Below are 17,032 nucleotides of genomic sequence, written 5' to 3'. Positions count from 1 at the left end.
ATCGGGGCGCTCTTTCGCCTGTCTACCATGAGATCCCCAATCTGCGATCGGCGTCGTCGGCTCTCTGCGGCAGAATATCGTAGGCCGAGGCAACGACCGTTGAGAACCGCCTGAGGCCGAGCCGCACCAAAACCGCCGCTCCCTCAGGCGTTTCATGCAATGTCACGAGGCTTTGCCGCAACGCTGCGGCCATGTCCAACGGCAATGTCTGCGCGGCAACCAGCAGCGGCGCAGGAAGCGGCTCGGTCGTCGCCAGAATACGGAGACCATCGATCGCATCGGGTTCGTGCATCCGCAACAATTGGAAGGCGCAAGCGTCGATCGCACCGGCATCGATCCTGCCGTCCTTGAGGGCGGCGACGATGCCTGACGGGTTGAGCAGCGGTCCGACCGTCATGCTCTGCTTCATTTTCCCGGAAAACCGGTCGGCAAGAAAAGAACGCGCCGCGTGGTAGCCCGACTGGGAATCGCGCACAGTCCAGCCCCAGCGTACCGCTGCGAGATCCTCCACAGCGTTCACCGGCCCGGCGGAGGCGACGAGAATGTGGCTGGCATAGAGCGGCTGGTCCAAAGACCATGCCTCGCTCGAGACGGGTGCGGCAAGCACCGTCGGTCGCGCAGCCTCGGGCATGTGCGAAAACGGATAGCCGCACATGAAGACCGCTCCCATGTCCGGCCTCGCCCATAGCTCCGACAGCGGTGCCGGTGCTGCGTGAGCGATGATCTCGAGTTCGATGCCGGACTGCAGACTGACCTGCGCAAACAGCGCATCCCACAGGCCGCGAATGCGCGGACTGAGATTATACATTCTCGAACAGGCGATCGGCTTGGACATCACCATGGCAATTATGCGAACCGCAGCCGTTGGCCGATGTTCATCTCTCTTGCCTTGTCGACCATGGCGGCGCCGAGCGCCACATCGGTGGTGCTGAGGCCGCGGTGCCAGAACAGGATCGTCTCCTCATCGCTCTCGCGGCCGGGCTTCCTGCCGCAGATGATCTGGCCGATTTCGGCATGCAGGTTCTCGGCCGTCACCTTGCCCTCATCGACGTGACGGCGAAGCGCCCCAAAAGGCTTGCCGGGGCCGCATTGTCCCCAATCGTCGACGACGACCTTGTCCATGATGTCGGTGAGATCGAATTCGAGTGCGCTCATCGTGCCATAGGGCACAACGAAGGCTCCCTTCTTGACCCATTCGGTCTTGAACAGCGGCGCCGGTGCCGGCAGGCGGCTGGCCTCGACCATGATGTCGGCGTCCTTGAGGCAATCCTCCCAATTGTCGGTAACGACGATCTTCTTGCCGAGATCCGCCTCAAGACGCTTGGCGAAGGCATTGCGGCTTTCCGGGCGGCGCGAATGCACGCGGATTTCCTCGAAGTCGAAGAGATGGTCGAGAAGTCGGACATTCCAGTAAGAGGTTCCGCGCGCACCGATATGGCCGAGCACCTTGCTGTCGTTGCGAGCGAGATATTTTGCGCCAAGAGCGGTGACGGCGCCGGTGCGCATGTCGGTGATGGCAGTCGCGTCGATGATGGCCTTCGGCACACCCGTATTCGGGTCGAACAGGTTGAGGACCGCAAGCTCCGAAGGCAGGTCCACCTTGTAGTTGTCGACGAAGTCGCCGACGACTTTGACGCCGGCATAATTCAGCGCTTTGACATAGCCGCGAAGCACATTGAAATGGCCTTTGTCGGAGCTCTCCGGCACAAGATGAACCCGCGGCTCGATGACGGTTTCACCCCTGCCCTGCGCATCCAGCGCCTTCGACACCGCATCGAGAATCTCGCCATTGGTCAGCGCCAGCGCCTTGGCATCGAGGGCGTTGAGATAATCGATCCAGATTTCCTGCATTTCTCGCTTCTCCACATTCCTGCCCGCTGCCGACCGGACGGATTTTCGAACAAACCCTTGAAAGGATCGCCGCGCCAGACCGCGGCCGGATGGATATCCGGCCACGGGGGCATGACAATCATTTCAGCAGCAGGCCGTTTTCCTTCAAGAAGTCGACCGCCACGTCCTTGGCTTCCTCGTGATCAGTCTCGACCTTGGCATTGAGGACCCGCATTTTCTCATTGTCGAGATGGGAGCCAACCGCTTCCAGCAGTTCGGCAACCTTCGGGTTGGCCTTGAGCACGTCCTGGCGGACAACGGGCGCCACGTAATAGGGCGGAAACAGACCTTTGTCGTCTGCCAGTGGCACGAGGTTCTTCGAGCCGATCTGCCAGTCGGTCGCTGCACCGTTGGCAACGTCGATGTCCTTTTGTTCCAGCGCGTCGTAACGAAGACCAAGCTTGGCGAACTGCTTGAACTCCTTGAACTCGGCGTCGTAGACGCGCTTCAGGCCGGGCAGGCCGTCGGCGCGATCCGGAAATTCAGCACCGCCGCCGAAGACCAGTGTCTTGGAGACCTTGGCGAGATCCGACAGGCTCTTCAGATTGTGCGCCTGCGCCGTTTCCTGCCGGACGACGATGACATAGCCGTTGTTGATGCCGCTCGGCTTCAGCCATGTGAGGTTGAATTGCTTGGCGTAGAAGTCCTTGACCTGGGTGTAGACCTTGTCGGCATCGGTCGACATCTCGCCCTTGACGACAGACGCGAGCGCCGTCCCGGTATATTCCGGATAGAGATCGATCTCGCCGGCCACCAATGCCTGATGCGCAATCAGCGTGCCGCCGAGATTGATCTTGCGCTCGACCGTGAAGCCGGCGTTTTCCAGAACGGCTGAATACATTTCAGCGAGGATGAACTGCTCGGTGAAATTCTTGCTGCCGACCTTGATGGTCTCTGCGGATGCAGACTGGAACATGACGGCTGCCATGATGCCGGCTGCAAATATGCCCTTTGTCCAATTTTTCATAATCATTCCCTCTTGTTGACTTTTCAATGAACGAACCGGCGGCATTCCCCAGAATAACCGTCGGCATGACCGGTCGGCCCTGCCCTTCTTGGTGGGGCAGTGGCGAACCGGGCTTATTGCGGGCCAAGCCCGATCAATGCGGCGATCGTCGCAAAATCCGGCCCCTGCGCGCGATCCTCTTCAAGCGCCGGGACATGGCTGCGGACGAAAGCATAGGCCTCGGCCGATCCCCTGCCCAATTCGCCTGCGACGCCGCGCAGCTCGAGGGCCTGTGCCGAGGCGATCAGTTCGATGGCTACGAGATAACGCAGGCGCTCGACGATCGCCTGGGTCTTTGCCAAAACGCCCGGGGCCATCGACGCCTGATCTTCGACCCCATCGGCGACCGGAAGGGGCGAGAGCGAAACCGGCATGGCGAGATGACGGATTTCGGCTTCCATGGCCGAGACGGTCTTTTGCACCGTGGCAAAACCGGTCCGGCTCTGGCCCATCGGGGTCAGGAAGCGTGGAAGGTCGGACATGCCAGGCGACATGATCTTCATGATCCGATAGGCGGTGCCTGCCGCACAATGCGCCATTGCCTGCCCCAGCCTTTCCCAGGCGAGTACAAAAGCGGTCATGTCGAAATTGCCGTGTGCAAGAATGACGCCCTCTGAGGCGATGACGACAGGATTGTCGCTGGAGCTGACGAGATCTATCTCCGTCGCCTGCCTTGCCTCATCGATCGCATGCCTCAACGCACCCCAGACCTGCGGCGTGCAGCGGTAGCTCAATGGATCCTGGAGACGTCTTGCGGCATCGGCGGCGAGCAAGGAGCTTCCCGAAAGCAACTCCATCAGCTGAGCGGCGACGCGGCGCTGCCCGAAGGCCGGTCTCGCAGCCAGAGCGCGGTCGTCGAAGACGCTGACATTGGCCCTGAACGCTTCGAAAGCAACGGCAATCGCCTTCAGAGACCAATCGAAAAGCCGCTCGATATCCTCAAGCGCCAGGCAGGCGAGGCCGATGGAGAGGCTGTTGGCCACGACAAGCGCATGCCCGTCCTTCGGCGCCAATTCGAGAGGTCTCAGGCCGGCCCTTTCCAGGGCGATGCCGGCCGGCAGCACTTCGCCGCCAAGCTCGATCTCGCCGAAGCCGAGAAGCGCCCGGCTCATATGGGCAAGCGGAGCCAAATCCGCCGCACCGATCGAGCCCAATGACGGGACGACAGGATGGACACCTGCATTGATGGCAGCGATCAGACCACGGAACACGTTCAGCGAAACGCCGGAACCGCCCGCCGCCATGCCGACAGCCCTGACGGCCATCATCGCCCGCACGGATTCCTGGGCAAGCGGCTTTCCGACGCCGACCGCGCGGGCTTGCGGCACACGCATCTGAAACGCCACCAGATCTTCCGTTGCAAGTCGTGTATCGACCCCCGCTCCCAGTCCCGTCGTCAGGCCGTAAACCGGCAGATCCCTTTCCGTATAGCGATCGACGACGGCGCGCGCCGCCATAATCCGGGCCTCGACCTCGGCGGAGATTTCGATCCTGGCGTGACGACGGGCAATTGCCGCGATGTCCTCGATCGTCGGCGGCGACGCGCTGAAGGTGATCGATGGAGAATGGGTGGCGCTCACTGCTTCTCTCCGAGAATGGCGACGGGCTTCGAAGGACCCTTGGTGGACCGCGCTTCCAGCCGATATTGCGCGCCGGGATAGTATAACAGCGCGCAGGTCACGACGGCCTCGCCCGACCAGGTCCTTCGAAAGACGCGCAGGCAAGGATGATCATTCTTCAGGCCAAGATATTTGCGGATCGTCGTGTCCGGTTTGACGGCCTGGACGATATGTTCGAACGCCGTTATCGGCGCCACCTTCGTCAGATATTCGTTCGGCGTCATGCTGCTGAAATCGGTCGACAGATAGTCTGGAGCGACCAGCGGATTGACGTAGCGCTCCTCGACCTGAATGGGCTGGTCGTTTTCCAGGTGCACGATCAGCGAATGCATCACCTCAGCGCCGAGGGTCAGTTCGAGCGCGTCGGCAACGTTGGCATCCGCCTTCATCAAACCGGCCTGGACAACCGCCGCCTTGTGCGTGTGACCCCGCTCCAGTATTTCGTCGGCTATGTTGCGGATTTGAAGCAGATCGACGTCAAGGTGTTTTGGCGACACGAAGGTTCCGATGCCGGCGGATCGCTTGAGGACACCCTCGAACATCAACTCCCGCAGCGCCCGGTTCGCCGTCATGCGGCTGACGCCGAATGCCGCCACCAGTTCGCTTTCGGAAGATACCCGGTCTCCCGGCTGCAGCTTGCCCTCGGCGATCTCGGCCAGGATCTGCTCCTTGATCCTGATATATTGGCGCGCCTCGCTGGCGGCCGGCTTAACCGCTTTCGTCATGACAGCCTCGCCATGCCATTGTCGAGGATGGTCACGCCCCGGGAAGCAACGATCCCCCGGAAGCGAATTTCAGCGTCGTTGCGCCACATCTGCAGGGTGATCGTTTCTCCGGGAAAGATCGGTGCGCTGAACCGCGCCGCGATCGCGCTTAAACCGGTAGCCATCCCTGGATCGATCGCGGCGATGATGGCGTAGCCCGCATAACCGAAGCTGCATAGCCCATGCAGGATCGGCCGATCGAAGCCGCTGCTGCCCGCTGCCCGTGGGTCGACATGCAGCGGATTGCGATCGCCGTTCAGGCGATAAAGCAGCGCGGCGTTACCAGGGATGTCGACATTGAATTCGACGTCCGGCTCTCTGTCCGGGACTTTGGACAGAGGTTCAGGCGCTAATCCGGCCGAACCGCATCCACCGTCGCCGCGGCAGGCGTTCGTCTGCACGATCGTCGCGATCGGCTCGTCACTGTCCACGGTTGCGATCATGCGCTCGAAGCTGACGAACATGCCTTTCTCAACGCCGCGATCGACCACCGACAAGACGCGCGACCGGGAGATCAGCGGCACATCGAGAGGGACTGGCCGGTGGATCGCCAGTCGATGTTCGGAATGCACCAGACGCGCCCAGTCGACACCCGTCTGCTGCATCCACGGGCCCGGATGTGCCACGATATTGGCAAGCGTCGGCGCAGTGACCAGATCCCGTTCGTAGACGTAGTTCAACGCGTTTTCGTCGAGCGGGTTGGTGCCGTAGCCGACCGACAGGGCGTAGAGGATGGCATCCCTTGCGGTGACCACATGCGTCGCTTGCGGCACCGGGAAATCGAGAATGGATTGGGCTGACAGCGTCACGATGCGGCTCCGCCGGATGCCACGGGTTTGCGAATGCCACCGGACAGGCGGATGCCGCCGTCGACGGAAAGCAATTCGCCAGTGACGAAGTCTGCCCCCTGAACAAGCCAGACAATGGCGCCGGCAACGTCTTCCGGTGTTGCGACCCGGCCGAGTGGCGCCGTTTCCGAAAATCGCTTGGCAATGGCGCCATAGGCATCCGGCCCGAGCGTATCGCGCATCCAGCGCGTATCGATGATGCCGGGGCAAACCGCGTTCACCCGGATATCGGGACCGCAGGTGCGCGCCAGCGCCAGGGTCAGCGCATTGAGCGCGCCCTTGGAGGCCGTATAGGCAAGCGAACTGCCGCCGCCGGTAAAGGCAACGTTGGATGAGACATTGACGATCGCACCGCCGCCGCTGTCACGCATGGCAGGCACCGCCGCCCGGCACATCTGATAGGCGCCGATGACATTGACCCCGAAAACACTCTGAAAATCCTCTGCCGACAATGTCTCTAGATCGAAAGGATCCGATTTGACCGTCGTTGCGGCATTGTTCACCAGGGCGTCGAGCCGCCCCCACCGTTTAACGGCCGTCGCAACCATCCGGCGGCAGGCCGCATCGTCGGCAACGTCGGCCTGGACGATCTCGACCTGCGCGCCCAGGCTGCGGCAGATATCGGCCGTTTCATCGGCCTCTTTCTTGCTGCGGCTGTAATTGACCACCACCCGGGCACCGCCCTCGGCGAACTGCTTCACGCATGCGGCCCCGACGCCTGTTGCCGAGCCCGTGACGATGATGACGGCTCCATCGATTTTCATGGGGCAGAGTCCTTCATTGCGTGGGTGGAAAACAGGCGCGCATCCATCTGTTTCAGCTGGTCCGACACCGCGACGCCCTTCGGCAGGCGGTCGAGAACGTGGGCGGCGAGATCGATGCCGGGGGCAAACTCCGTCAGCGTCAGGCAGCCGTCGATCACCCGAAAGACCGCCCGCTCGGTGACGACGAGCTGTGTCTGCCCTTCCGGCGCAAAGGCCGGGCTCGAACTGATCTGGTCGACATGGTCGACGATCTTGCAAACTCTGCCGTCCCGGATGATGTCGAGCCTGCCGTCGGCAACCGCAATTTCCGCGCCGCCAGCCGAAAACGCGCCGAGATAGACAACACGCCCCGCCGTCTGCGAGATATTGGTGAAGCCACCGACCCCAACGATGGAATTGTTGAAGCGGCTGACATTGACCGCACCGTACCTATCCACCTCGGCCATGCCGAGAAAGGCAATATCGAGGCCGCCGCCGTCGTAAAAGTCGAACTGCGAAGCCTGTGGGACGATCGCGGTCGGATTGACGGCAGCGCCGAAGGATAGTTCCTCGGCCGGCACGCCACCGATGACGCCGGATTCGATCGTCACCGTATAATCGTCAAATCCCTCTTCGCTGGCGATACGGCCGATCCCGGCGGCAATGCCAATGCCGAGGTTGATCGTCGGGCGATGGAGCGGCGCCAGCTCCAGGAAGGCGCGGCGCTGAATAATCTTATCGGCCGACAGCGGCGCCGGCTGCAGACGGCTCGCCGCCATCCGGACGCGCCCGGTATAGGCGATATTGTCCTTCTCGGCGAAATTGACGCCGTGCTGGGCCGGATTTTCGCAGATGACAACATAATCGACCAGCGCCGCCGGGATGCGAACATCGCCCGGCGGCAGCGAGCCGCGCTCGGCAATCCGCTTGACCTGCACGATGACGATACCGCCGGAATTTCGGCCTGCTTGTGCCATGGCAAGCACGTCGAGGGGAAAGGCTTCGTCCTCTAGGCTGATGTTGCCGTCTTCGTCGGCCGTCGTACCGCGCAAAAGCACGCAGTCGAGCGGCATCGAGGGATAAAGCAGCCATTCCTTGCCGCGCAACGACACACGCTCGACAAGCGCGCGCGGCGTCGTCGCATTCATGCGGCCGCCGCCATGCAGCGGATCCATGAAAGAACCGAGCCCGATATGGGTGATCACCCCAGGCTGACCGGCGGCAATCGCTCGATAGAGCTGGGCGATAACGCCTTGCGGCCAGCAATGCGCTTCGATCTTTTCCTCGATCGCCAGCCTGCCAAGGCGCGGCGTTCCTCGCCAACCCCCGGCGATCACGCAGGCGACGAGCCCTTCATAGCCAAAATGCCCCATGCCGCGCGTCTGACGATCGCCCGTGCTGGCAGCAAACAAGAGCGTGAGATTGCGGGGTTTTCCAGAGGCGACGAAACGCTCCTCCACCGCAGCCGTGATGGCCTCGGGGTGGCAGAATCCTCCAAAACCCGAAGCAGCGACCGTCATCCCGTCTTCGAGGAGATCCGCAGCCTGCTGTGAAGAGATGACCCGCATGACGATCTTTGTTTCCAACCGACCTGTATATACAGGCTAACGGCCGATCGTTTGGAAGGCAACCGGAATCTTTGCCGGTATTTTGGGCAGATCGCCTCGATCAGCCGATGTCAAGCAGCCCCATCAAGCAAAACCCAAGAGCCGCCAGAGCCAGCAGTGACAGCGCCGCCGCTGCAAGGACCCGGCCGCCGGCACGGGTGATGGATCTCACATCGACGGAGAGACCTAGCGCGGCCATGGCGGTGACGGTGAAGGCAGCGGAGAGAGCCGACATCCCGGCCAGCAGCGGCGCCGGGATTGCGTCAAAGGAGCGAAGCGCCGCCATGGCTGCAAAACCGAGGATGAACCATGGCAGAAGATGGCGGAGATTGACTGCGGAGCCACCGGGAGGGCGGCGATGAACTGCGCCGAGCACAAGAATGACCGGTCCGAGCATCATCACGCGGATCAGCTTGACGAGCGTGCCTACCTGGGTGCTGACGGCTCCGGCAGAGGCTGTGGCTGCCAACACCTGCGGCACGGCATAGGCTGTCAGCCCTGCGAAAACGCCATATTGTACGGTGCTGAGCCCCAGGACCAGATGCAGAAGCGGCAGCGCCAGCACGGCACCAACGCCGAGCAGCGCGGTAAAGGCTATCGAGGCAGCGATATCCTCCGGTTTCGCGCCGATGACAGGGGCTGCAGCGGCAATCGCTGAATTGCCGCAGATCGAGTTGCCGCAGGCAACCAAGGTCGCTAGGCCGGTCGACAGCCCCAGCAGCCGCCCGAGCAGAAAGCTGCCGGCCAGGGACAGAGCAACCAGGACGGCAATTCCGCCGACAAGCGGCAATCCGGCCTGCCGGATGGCAGCCGTGCTGAGCGAGGCGCCCAGCAACACGACGGCAATCTCGAGCAGCGTCTTGGCGGCGAAGTGAATGCCTGGAGTGAAAGTCTGCGGAAGACGGATCGAGGAGCGCACGGCAATGCCGATTAGAATGGCCGGCACGAGGCTCTCGATCCAGTGCGCGCCGAACATCATCAGCTGCAACCGCTCGACCAACTGCGCAATGATCGCGACTGCCGCGCAAAAGAAAAGTCCCGGCAGGACAGCAGCAAGCGACGGGGAACGTGAGACGGAAACGAGCATGGGCAAGACCTTGCGGAATGCTTCACTGTCCCATATTCGATTGTCGCCTTCCATTGAATAGTTTTATATAGTTCATTCGGTGAAGTCGAACGATCGCGTCATGACCTTCGAACAGCTCTCCATTTTCGTCGCGGTTGCCGAACGCGAGCACCTGACCAACGGCGCCTCGGCGATCGGCCTCACGCCATCAGCCGTCAGTTCGGCCATCCGCAATCTCGAGGCCTCCTATGGGGTCCAGCTTTTTCACCGTGTCGGACGGCGCATAGAGCTGACATATGAAGGGCGGGTGTTTTTGGGGGAGGCAAGAGCCACACTCGCGCGCGCAAGAGCCGCAGCGCTCGTCTTGTCCGATCTCGGCGGCCTGCAAAAGGGTGAGCTCGTTGTTTTTGCCAGTCAGACGATCGCAAGCTATTGGCTACCCGCGATGCTGATGCGTCTCAAGACCCGCTATCCGGGCATCGACCTGAAGCTGGTGATCGGCAATACGACCACGGCGGCAAAAGCGGTTCTCGATGGATTGGCGGAAGTCGGTTTCGTCGAAGGCAGCGTTGATGAGCCGGCACTGAATGTTCAGCCGCTTGCCAAGGACGAACTCCTTGTCGTTGTCGGTCCGCGCCATCCCTGGGCGCGTGGCAAACCAATCGCCCCGGCGGAGCTGGTTTCGGGCACAAAATGGGTCATGCGGGAAAAGGGGTCCGGAACCCGGTCGGCTTTCGAGGCGGCGATTTCCAATCTTGGCATTGGCTCCGGAGATCTGACTGTCGCGCTTGAGCTGCCATCGAACGAAGCCGTCATATCGGCAGCAAGAGAAGGCCTCTGCGCAACGGTCGTTTCCGGAGCAGTGGCCGCGCCGCTCTTGATGCAAGGTCTGTTGGTAAAGGCGCGTTTTCCCTTGCCGTCCCGCCAGTTCGCAATCCTGCGGCACAAACAAAGACACTCCAGCCGTGCCTCGTTGGCGCTGGAAACGATTTGCCGCGAGGACAGAGCTGCCGAAGTCCAAAATCGGGATGACTGGGTCCTCTAACATGCGAGATGTTGGAGATGCCATGATCAGGCATAAGGTCGGTGTCGCCTGACAACTAAGGAAAAGGCTGCTGCTGTGCGGCAGCGGCCTGTCCCGGTTCTTTCGAGCGGCGTCTCTAAGCGAAGGCGTAAGAACCATCCGGCCGCTTCGGCACACGCCGCTGCCAGTGGATATAGCCTTCCTCCTCCATTGCCTTCTCGTCCATCTCGACGCCCCAGCCGGGCCGGTCGGGGCGCAGTTCGAGATAGCCGTCTTTCGGCAGATAGGGATCGACCACATAGCGCGTTTCCCCCTGCCGCTTCTCGATATCGAGGCCGCCGTAGACATAGGCCTGGCCCTTTGGCAGCCGGTATTCGAGGATGCGGAAGTTCTGGGCCGCGGCCGAAAAATGCACATTGACCGCCGTCGCCAGCGGTCCCATCGGGTTGTGCGGAGCGACACCGACGAAATAGGCTTCGGCAAGCGTGGCGATGCGGCGCATTTCGCCGATGCCGCCGACGACGCAGATGTCGGGCTGAATCAGATCGGCGCCCTTGACCTGCAGCAGCCGCAGGAATTCGTTCCTGTTATAAAGCGACTCGCCGGTGGCCAGCACGCAGTTGAGCCCCTGTTTCAGATCGCCCCAGGCCTCGATATTCTCCGGACGCAGCGGCTCTTCGTAGAACAGCGGATCATAGGGCGCCAGTGCATTGCCGAGTTGCCTTGCGGCGATCGGTTCGAAAATCTTGGCATGAGCATCGAAGGCGATCTCGTATTCGTCATTGACCGTCTCGCGAAGTGAGCGGAAATAATCGGCCGAGGCTTTCACGACATTGCCCCAACGATGGGAATGCATGTCGATACGCCAGGGGCTGAGTTTGAAGGCCGTGAAGCCCCATTCCTCTTTCAGGCGATCAAACTCGTCGCGGGCAGCGGGCGCGTCGGGGGCGGTATACACCCCGGCATAGACCTTGATGCGGTCGCGCACCTCGCCACCCAGCAGCTTGTATACGGGAAGATTCGCTGCTTTGGCCGCCAGATCCCACAGGCAATGGTCGAGCGCCGAAATCGCGGCAAGGCCGAGTGCGCCCGGCGGGAAGCGGCTCTGCTGGATCAGCAGGTTGACGAGATAATCGACGCGTGTCGGATCCTGGCCGGAGAGGAAGCCATAGAGATAGTCGAGCAGCGGCGGCAGCGCCTTGTCGGGGCCGTGATTGTAGCATTCGCCCCAGCCCGTCAGTCCGTCGTCCGTGTCGAGTGCGACGATCACGCGGGGACGGTCCTTGTCGCGGGTCATGAACACCCGCATGCGGTCGATCTTCATCATTCTGTCCTTCTAGAGATTGAAATAACTGCGGCGCGCCACGCGCGTCTGCACGTAGAGATGCTCGTTGTAGGTTCCGGGATTGTAGGAACCGGCGGCCTCCGGCACGGGAACGGAGACGTTGCCGCCGCTCGGAAAGCGGGCGACGAATTCCTCGTCGATATCGCAGCCGAGCCCGGGGGCATCGGGAACGGCGATCAGCCCGTCGACCTGCTCGGGATGCGGCACGATCGTCCGGCGGCGGCCGTCCCAGTCGTCGTCCAGCCGCTCAAGGATGAGCGCGTTCGGAATGGCCGCAAGCAGACGCAGGGCCGCATATTCCGCCACCGGTCCGAGCGAACCCGAATGCAGTGCAATCTGGATGTGATGGGCTTCGGCCATGGCCGCGATCTTCTTCATCTGAGTGATGCCGCCGGCCCGGCCGGTATCGGGCTGAATGACATCGACCAGCTCTCGTTCGATGAGCTCGCGCTCGCCAAAGATCGTTGCCGAGCGTTCGCCGGCGGCAAGCGGCACATGAGCGGCGTCGCGAATGCGCTTGTAGCCTTCGAGATTGTCGGGCGCGATCGGATCTTCCACCCACATCAGTTCATAGGGTTCGAGCGCCCGCACCAGCCGGCAGGCGTCCGCCGGGGTCAGCCATGGCGGCCCGTGCAGGTCGATGGCGATGTCCATATCGTCGCCGACCGCCTCGCGCAGCGCTGCGACCTTGCGAACCGGATCGACCACGCCACCGCACTTGATCGCCGTTATGCCGCGCTGCTTGATCGCAAGCGCACGTTCGGGCGTATTGGCATGCGAATAGATCGGGATCCTGTCGCGCACCTTGCCGCCGAGCAACATCCAGACCGGCACGCCGAGCGCCTTGCCCTTGATGTCCCAGAGCGCCATGTCGATGCCGGTCATCGCGCCGCCTCCGACAGTGCCGAGCATGCCGTGACCCATCATTGCGATATGCAACTTCTGCCACAGGCGTTCGATATGGGCCGGATCTTCGCCGATCAGGAGCGGCGCCAGATCATGGATCGCCGTCTCGATCACGCGCGGCCAGCCGGAGCATTCGCCGATGCCGGTGATGCCTTCATCGGTATCGATCTTCAAAAACAGCCAATTCCTCGTGCCGCGCAGCTGCGTGGATGCACCGTCTCCCGACCGCTCATCCGAAGCCCCTTTCGAAGGGTCTGGCTGACCGGCGTGCATGAGAAACGTTCTGATGCCGGTGATCTTCATCGCTGACCGCTCCCGTTCTTCAGAGTGTCGGGAGCGACATAGCGGAAGCGCCGCGAACGGTCGCGGTCACGTGGATCGGGGCGCGGAATGGCCGATATCAGCGCTTGCGTGTAAGCATGTTCGGGCGTGCGGCAGACCTTCTCCGCCTCGCCGATTTCGACGAGCTGGCCCTTATACATGACGCCGACGCGGTCGCACATGTAGCGGATGACACCGATGTCGTGGCTGATGAAGATATAGGCGAGCCCGAGTTCGTCCTGCAGGCGCATCAGGAGATCGAGCACCTGCGAGCGTACGGAGACGTCGAGCGCCGACGTCGCCTCATCGGCGACGATGACGCGCGGATTGAGGGTGATGGCGCGGGCGATGCCGATGCGCTGGCGCTGGCCGCCGGAGAAGGCGTGCGGATAACGTTCGCGCGCCCTGGGATCAAGGCCGACCTGCTCCATCAGATGGCAGACGCGCTCATCCAGTGCCCTCCCCTTGGCGATGCCGTTGACCAGCAGCGGCTCGCCGATGATCTGGGAGACGGTCATGCGTGGATTGAGGGAGCCGAAGGGATCCTGGAACACCATGCGCAATTCGCGGCGCGCGGCGGCAAGCGTCTGGCCTTTTGCCGTTGCCAGGTCGATGATGCCGCCATCAGCCCGGCGATAGAGGATTTCACCGGCGGTTGGATCGAGCAGCCGCATGATCGAGCGGCCCATCGTCGTCTTGCCGGATCCGCTTTCGCCGACGATGCCAAGAGTTTCGCCCGGCAAAAGCGAAATGGAGACGTCGTCGAGTGCTTTTACCTCGCCGAAGTCCATCGAAAGATTACGCAATTCCAGGATCGGCGCCGCCGTCCTGTCCAGCGGCGCGCGCGCCAGGCGAATCTCGGCCTTCTGCTCCAGCTTCAGCACCGAACCGATCAACATGCGGGTATAGTCGTCTTTCGGGGCGTGAAAGATCTGCTCGACCGGCGCATATTCCTTGGCGACGCCATTGTGCATCACAAGCACATCGTCAGCGATCTGCGCCACGACGCCCATATCATGCGTAATGAAGAGAACGGCCATGCCGTTGGCCTTCTGCAGCCGGGCGATCAGGTCGAGAATTTCGGCCTGTGTCGTCACGTCGAGCGCCGTGGTCGGCTCGTCGGCGATCAGCAGCTGCGGCTTGCAGGCGAGCGCCATGGCGATCATCGCGCGCTGGCGCATGCCGCCGGAATATTGGAAGGCATATCGATCCAGCGCCTTTTCCGGCGCGGGAATTTCAACCTGTTTGAGCAGCGATATGGCTTCGGCGCGCGCTTCCGCCTTGCTCATCCTGGTGTGAAGGCGAAGCGCCTCGATGATCTGGTTGCCGACGGTGTGGATGGGCGACAGCGACGACATCGGCTCCTGGAAGATCATCGCGATATCGCGGCCGCGGATCGCCCGGATCTGGCGTCCGCGCGGATTGAGGCTGGTCAGGTCGATCGAGCCGCCCTTCGGGTGGTTCAATGTGATCGAACCGCCGGCAATGCGGCCGGGCGCGTCGACAATCTGCAGGATCGAGCGCGCCGTCACCGACTTTCCGGATCCGCTTTCACCGACCACGCAGAGCGTCTTGCCCGGCGCGATTGTAAAGGACAGGTCGCTGACGGCGCGAAAGACGCCGGTGCGCAGCGGGAATTCGACGGTGAGGTTCTTCACCTCGAGCAGCGGCCTGCCGGCAATGGAAACGATGTCGGTCATGCCGGCCTCATTTGTTGTAGGGGTCGGCTGCGTCGCGCAGACCGTCGCCGAGGAGATTGAGCGCCATGACGGCGACCACGACCGCGCAGCCCGGCAGGAAGAGCCAGGGCGCCGTGGCGATCGAGCGAATGTTCTGTGCCTCGCGCAACAGCACGCCCCAGGAAATGGTCGGCGGCTGCAGCCCGAGCCCAAGGAAGGAAAGCGAGGTTTCGGCAAGGATCATCGCCGGCACAGCAAGCGTGATCGACGCGATGATGTGGCTGGCGAAGCTCGGCAGCATGTGGCGAAAGATGATGCGGCCTTCGCGAACGCCATCCAGCCTGGCGGCGGCGACGAATTCCTCGGTGCGCAACGACAGGAAACGACCACGAACGACCCGGGCAAGCTGGGCCCAGCCGGTCAGCGACAGGATGATCGTAATCATCATATATTGCAGCGTCGCCGGCCAATCCTGCGGCAGGGCGGCAGCCATGGCGAGCCAGATCGGGATTGTCGGCAGCGACAGCACGAAGTCGATTACCCGCTGCATGAAAAAATCGATGCGGCCGCCGTAATATCCGGAGATGCCGCCGATCACGATGCCGAGCATCAATGACAGGAAGACGCCGACCAGGCCGATCGACAGCGAAACCTGCGAACCCTGCACCGTCCGGCTGAAGACATCGCGCCCAAGCCGGTCGGCGCCGAAGAGAAGCAGCGGCGTCGTCTTGTCGGGCGAGGCGATCAGATGGATGTTGGTGTTGAACAGGCCGAACACGGAATATTCATAGCCGCGCCCGAAGAACTGGACGTCGACGCGCTTCGTCGTGTCTTCCTTGAAGATGGCGGCAAGCGTTTCCGGATCGCGGGTCAGCTTCATCGGATAATAGTGCGGACCGAAGGAAAATCCGTTCTCAGTATCGATCAGGTGCAACTGCTGCGGCGGATGAAAGGTCGCCCGCGCATTTTGCAGGTTCGGATCGTTGATGGCGAAGAAGCCCGGAACCAGGGCAACGATGTACATCATCACGGTGACGACGAGCGCCACCATGGCCAGCTTGTGGCGGCGGAAAGCCCACCAGATCAGCTGCCACTGCGATGCGACGGCGGCGCGGTCCGGCTGAATGTTTGTGACGGCGATGTCGGCCATATCGGGCTCCTATTCCAACCGGATGCGGGGATCGACCAGCGCAAGCAGGATGTCGCTGATCAGAGAGCCTATCAGCGTCAGCGCGCAGATGAGCAGAACGAAGGCGCCTGCCAGATACATGTCCTGAGCCATCAGCGCCTGCAGCAGCAATGGGGCTGCCGTCGGCAGGTTGAGGACGATGGCGACGACGACCGAGCCGGAGATGAGATTGGGCAGTAGCCAGGCAATCGTCGAGATGAACGGATTGAGCGCGATCATCATCGGATATTTCATCAGCAGGCGGAATTCCGAGAGCCCCTTTGCCCGTGCCGTCGTCACGTAAGGCTTCGGCAGCTCGTCGAGCATGTTTGCGCGCATGACGCGGATGAGGCTCGCCGTCGAGGAGACGGCAAGGATGATGACGGGAAGCCAGAGATGCGAGAAGAGATCGCCCATCTTGGCAAAGCTCCAGGGCGCATTCTCATACTGCGGCGAAAACAATCCCCCGACGTCCTGGCCGAATTCGACCGCCGCGATATACATCAGCACCAGCGCCAGCAGGAAGGACGGAACGGCCAGACCGAAAAAGGTGAAGGCGGTGAAGAAATAGTCGCCGATCGAGTATTTGCGCACGGCGGAAAAGACACCGATCGGCAGCGCGATTGCCCAGGTGGCGATCAATGTCGAGAGAGCCAGGACGAGGGTCAGCGCCATACGCTCCCAGATCAGATCCGACACCGGCTGCTGCCATTCGAAGGAAATGCCGAAGTCGCCGCGCGAGAGGATGCCCCAGATCCATTTGAAATATTGGATGAGCATCGGGTCATCGAGTCCGAAGCGTTCGCGCAATTGTGCCGCGGTATTCTGATCGACGATTTCGTTGGAGGCCGCCAGCGTCGCAATATAGGTCGTGACATAGTCGCCCGGCGGCAGCTGGATCAGCACGAAAGCGAGGAAGCTGACGGCAAAGAGCGATGGAATCATCCACAGCAAGCGTTTGGCGATAAAGACCAGCATGGGCGCCTCTTGCATTGAGTACCGCCCTCCGGGCCTAACCGGCTCTCATCGCCGGCAAGGCATCGGAA

General features: G+C 62.0%; 15 protein-coding genes. 1 reads left to right on the top strand and 14 read right to left on the bottom strand.

From position 1 onward, the window contains the following. Window positions 1-22: 22 nt before the first annotated feature. The 9 genes from GGD53_RS12805 to GGD53_RS12765 all read right to left on the bottom strand — a co-directional run bounded on the left by GGD53_RS12805 (window position 23) and on the right by GGD53_RS12765 (window position 9,564). Window positions 23-841, bottom strand: a complete 819-nt coding sequence (locus GGD53_RS12805; protein ID WP_184456453.1) for a phosphate/phosphite/phosphonate ABC transporter substrate-binding protein — start codon at window positions 839-841, stop codon at window positions 23-25. A 5-nt stretch (window positions 842-846) separates the two neighbouring features. Next, on the bottom strand, window positions 847-1,851 hold the full coding sequence (locus tag GGD53_RS12800) for an ornithine cyclodeaminase family protein (RefSeq protein WP_184456451.1): 1,005 nt from the start codon (window positions 1,849-1,851) through the stop codon (window positions 847-849). A gap of 118 nt (window positions 1,852-1,969) precedes the next feature. Further along, window positions 1,970-2,902, bottom strand: coding sequence for a glycine betaine ABC transporter substrate-binding protein (locus GGD53_RS12795; RefSeq protein WP_184456448.1), 933 nt, complete (start codon window positions 2,900-2,902; stop codon window positions 1,970-1,972). Window positions 2,903-2,970: 68 nt separating this feature from the next. Beyond that, the gene (locus GGD53_RS12790) at window positions 2,971-4,476 is read right to left on the bottom strand and encodes an aromatic amino acid lyase (RefSeq protein WP_184456447.1); all 1,506 of its coding nucleotides are present in this window, start codon (window positions 4,474-4,476) and stop codon (window positions 2,971-2,973) included. Beyond that, the gene (hutC, locus tag GGD53_RS12785; protein ID WP_085781647.1) at window positions 4,473-5,240 is read right to left on the bottom strand and encodes a histidine utilization repressor; all 768 of its coding nucleotides are present in this window, start codon (window positions 5,238-5,240) and stop codon (window positions 4,473-4,475) included. The genes GGD53_RS12790 and hutC overlap by 4 nt, the downstream gene beginning before the upstream one ends. Then, complete coding sequence (locus GGD53_RS12780) at window positions 5,237-6,088, bottom strand: MaoC/PaaZ C-terminal domain-containing protein (RefSeq protein WP_184456445.1); 852 nt, start codon at window positions 6,086-6,088, stop codon at window positions 5,237-5,239. The genes hutC and GGD53_RS12780 overlap by 4 nt, the downstream gene beginning before the upstream one ends. Further along, window positions 6,085-6,891: an SDR family NAD(P)-dependent oxidoreductase gene (locus GGD53_RS12775; protein WP_184456443.1), complete on the bottom strand. Its 807-nt coding sequence runs from the start codon at window positions 6,889-6,891 to the stop codon at window positions 6,085-6,087. The genes GGD53_RS12780 and GGD53_RS12775 overlap by 4 nt, the downstream gene beginning before the upstream one ends. Then, window positions 6,888-8,438: an acyl CoA:acetate/3-ketoacid CoA transferase gene (locus tag GGD53_RS12770; RefSeq protein ID WP_184456441.1), complete on the bottom strand. Its 1,551-nt coding sequence runs from the start codon at window positions 8,436-8,438 to the stop codon at window positions 6,888-6,890. Before GGD53_RS12770 ends, GGD53_RS12775 begins: the two co-directional genes overlap by 4 nt. Before the next feature lie 100 nt (window positions 8,439-8,538). Beyond that, window positions 8,539-9,564 (bottom strand): YeiH family protein, encoded by a 1,026-nt coding sequence (locus tag GGD53_RS12765; protein ID WP_184456438.1) that lies wholly within the window; start codon window positions 9,562-9,564, stop codon window positions 8,539-8,541. Window positions 9,565-9,664: 100 nt separating this feature from the next. On the opposite strand from GGD53_RS12765, the gene GGD53_RS12760 reads away from it, so the two are divergent. After that, the gene (locus tag GGD53_RS12760; protein WP_184456436.1) at window positions 9,665-10,588 is read left to right on the top strand and encodes a LysR family transcriptional regulator; all 924 of its coding nucleotides are present in this window, start codon (window positions 9,665-9,667) and stop codon (window positions 10,586-10,588) included. A gap of 115 nt (window positions 10,589-10,703) precedes the next feature. Here GGD53_RS12760 and GGD53_RS12755 read toward each other — a convergent pair whose 3' ends face one another. From GGD53_RS12755 to GGD53_RS12735, 5 genes are read right to left on the bottom strand one after another with little or no spacing between them, the layout of a single operon-like run. Continuing rightward, a complete protein-coding gene (locus GGD53_RS12755; RefSeq protein WP_184456610.1) occupies window positions 10,704-11,891 on the bottom strand; it encodes a galactarate dehydratase in 1,188 nt (395 codons plus the stop codon). 12 nt (window positions 11,892-11,903) lie between these two features. Further along, window positions 11,904-13,121, bottom strand: coding sequence for a mandelate racemase/muconate lactonizing enzyme family protein (locus tag GGD53_RS12750; RefSeq protein ID WP_184456434.1), 1,218 nt, complete (start codon window positions 13,119-13,121; stop codon window positions 11,904-11,906). Continuing rightward, window positions 13,118-14,839 (bottom strand): ABC transporter ATP-binding protein, encoded by a 1,722-nt coding sequence (locus tag GGD53_RS12745; RefSeq protein WP_184456432.1) that lies wholly within the window; start codon window positions 14,837-14,839, stop codon window positions 13,118-13,120. Before GGD53_RS12745 ends, GGD53_RS12750 begins: the two co-directional genes overlap by 4 nt. A 7-nt stretch (window positions 14,840-14,846) precedes the next feature. Continuing rightward, entirely contained in the window at window positions 14,847-15,968 is a 1,122-nt protein-coding gene (locus GGD53_RS12740; RefSeq protein WP_184456430.1) for an ABC transporter permease, read from the bottom strand. A 9-nt stretch (window positions 15,969-15,977) separates the two neighbouring features. Continuing rightward, window positions 15,978-16,964, bottom strand: a complete 987-nt coding sequence (locus GGD53_RS12735; protein ID WP_064807967.1) for an ABC transporter permease — start codon at window positions 16,962-16,964, stop codon at window positions 15,978-15,980. Window positions 16,965-17,032 lie beyond the last annotated feature (68 nt).

Origin of the sequence: Rhizobium aethiopicum (assembly GCF_014197535.1) — a bacterium.
Lineage (GTDB): Bacteria > Pseudomonadota > Alphaproteobacteria > Rhizobiales > Rhizobiaceae > Rhizobium > Rhizobium aethiopicum_A.
The sequence above is the reverse complement of the archived record's forward strand: the minus strand, read 5'-3'. Positions and strand labels throughout refer to the sequence as shown.

Bases quoted from the DNA above. Each gene is read 5' to 3' on its own strand.
- GGD53_RS12740 (WP_184456430.1), bottom strand. From the start codon at position 15,968: ATGGCCGACATCGCCGTCACAAACATTCAGCCGGACCGCGCCGCCGTC.
- GGD53_RS12775 (WP_184456443.1), bottom strand. From the start codon at position 6,891: ATGAAAATCGATGGAGCCGTCATCATCGTCACGGGCTCGGCAACAGGC.
- GGD53_RS12765 (WP_184456438.1), bottom strand. From the start codon at position 9,564: ATGCTCGTTTCCGTCTCACGTTCCCCGTCGCTTGCTGCTGTCCTGCCG.
- GGD53_RS12795 (WP_184456448.1), bottom strand. From the start codon at position 2,902: ATGCCGCCGGTTCGTTCATTGAAAAGTCAACAAGAGGGAATGATTATG.
- GGD53_RS12760 (WP_184456436.1), top strand. From the start codon at position 9,665: ATGACCTTCGAACAGCTCTCCATTTTCGTCGCGGTTGCCGAACGCGAG.
- GGD53_RS12735 (WP_064807967.1), bottom strand. From the start codon at position 16,964: ATGCTGGTCTTTATCGCCAAACGCTTGCTGTGGATGATTCCATCGCTC.
- hutC (WP_085781647.1), bottom strand. From the start codon at position 5,240: ATGACGAAAGCGGTTAAGCCGGCCGCCAGCGAGGCGCGCCAATATATC.
- GGD53_RS12755 (WP_184456610.1), bottom strand. From the start codon at position 11,891: ATGAAGATCGACCGCATGCGGGTGTTCATGACCCGCGACAAGGACCGT.
- GGD53_RS12745 (WP_184456432.1), bottom strand. From the start codon at position 14,839: ATGACCGACATCGTTTCCATTGCCGGCAGGCCGCTGCTCGAGGTGAAG.
- GGD53_RS12805 (WP_184456453.1), bottom strand. From the start codon at position 841: ATGGTGATGTCCAAGCCGATCGCCTGTTCGAGAATGTATAATCTCAGT.
- GGD53_RS12800 (WP_184456451.1), bottom strand. From the start codon at position 1,851: ATGCAGGAAATCTGGATCGATTATCTCAACGCCCTCGATGCCAAGGCG.
- GGD53_RS12750 (WP_184456434.1), bottom strand. From the start codon at position 13,121: ATGAAGATCACCGGCATCAGAACGTTTCTCATGCACGCCGGTCAGCCA.
- GGD53_RS12770 (WP_184456441.1), bottom strand. From the start codon at position 8,438: ATGCGGGTCATCTCTTCACAGCAGGCTGCGGATCTCCTCGAAGACGGG.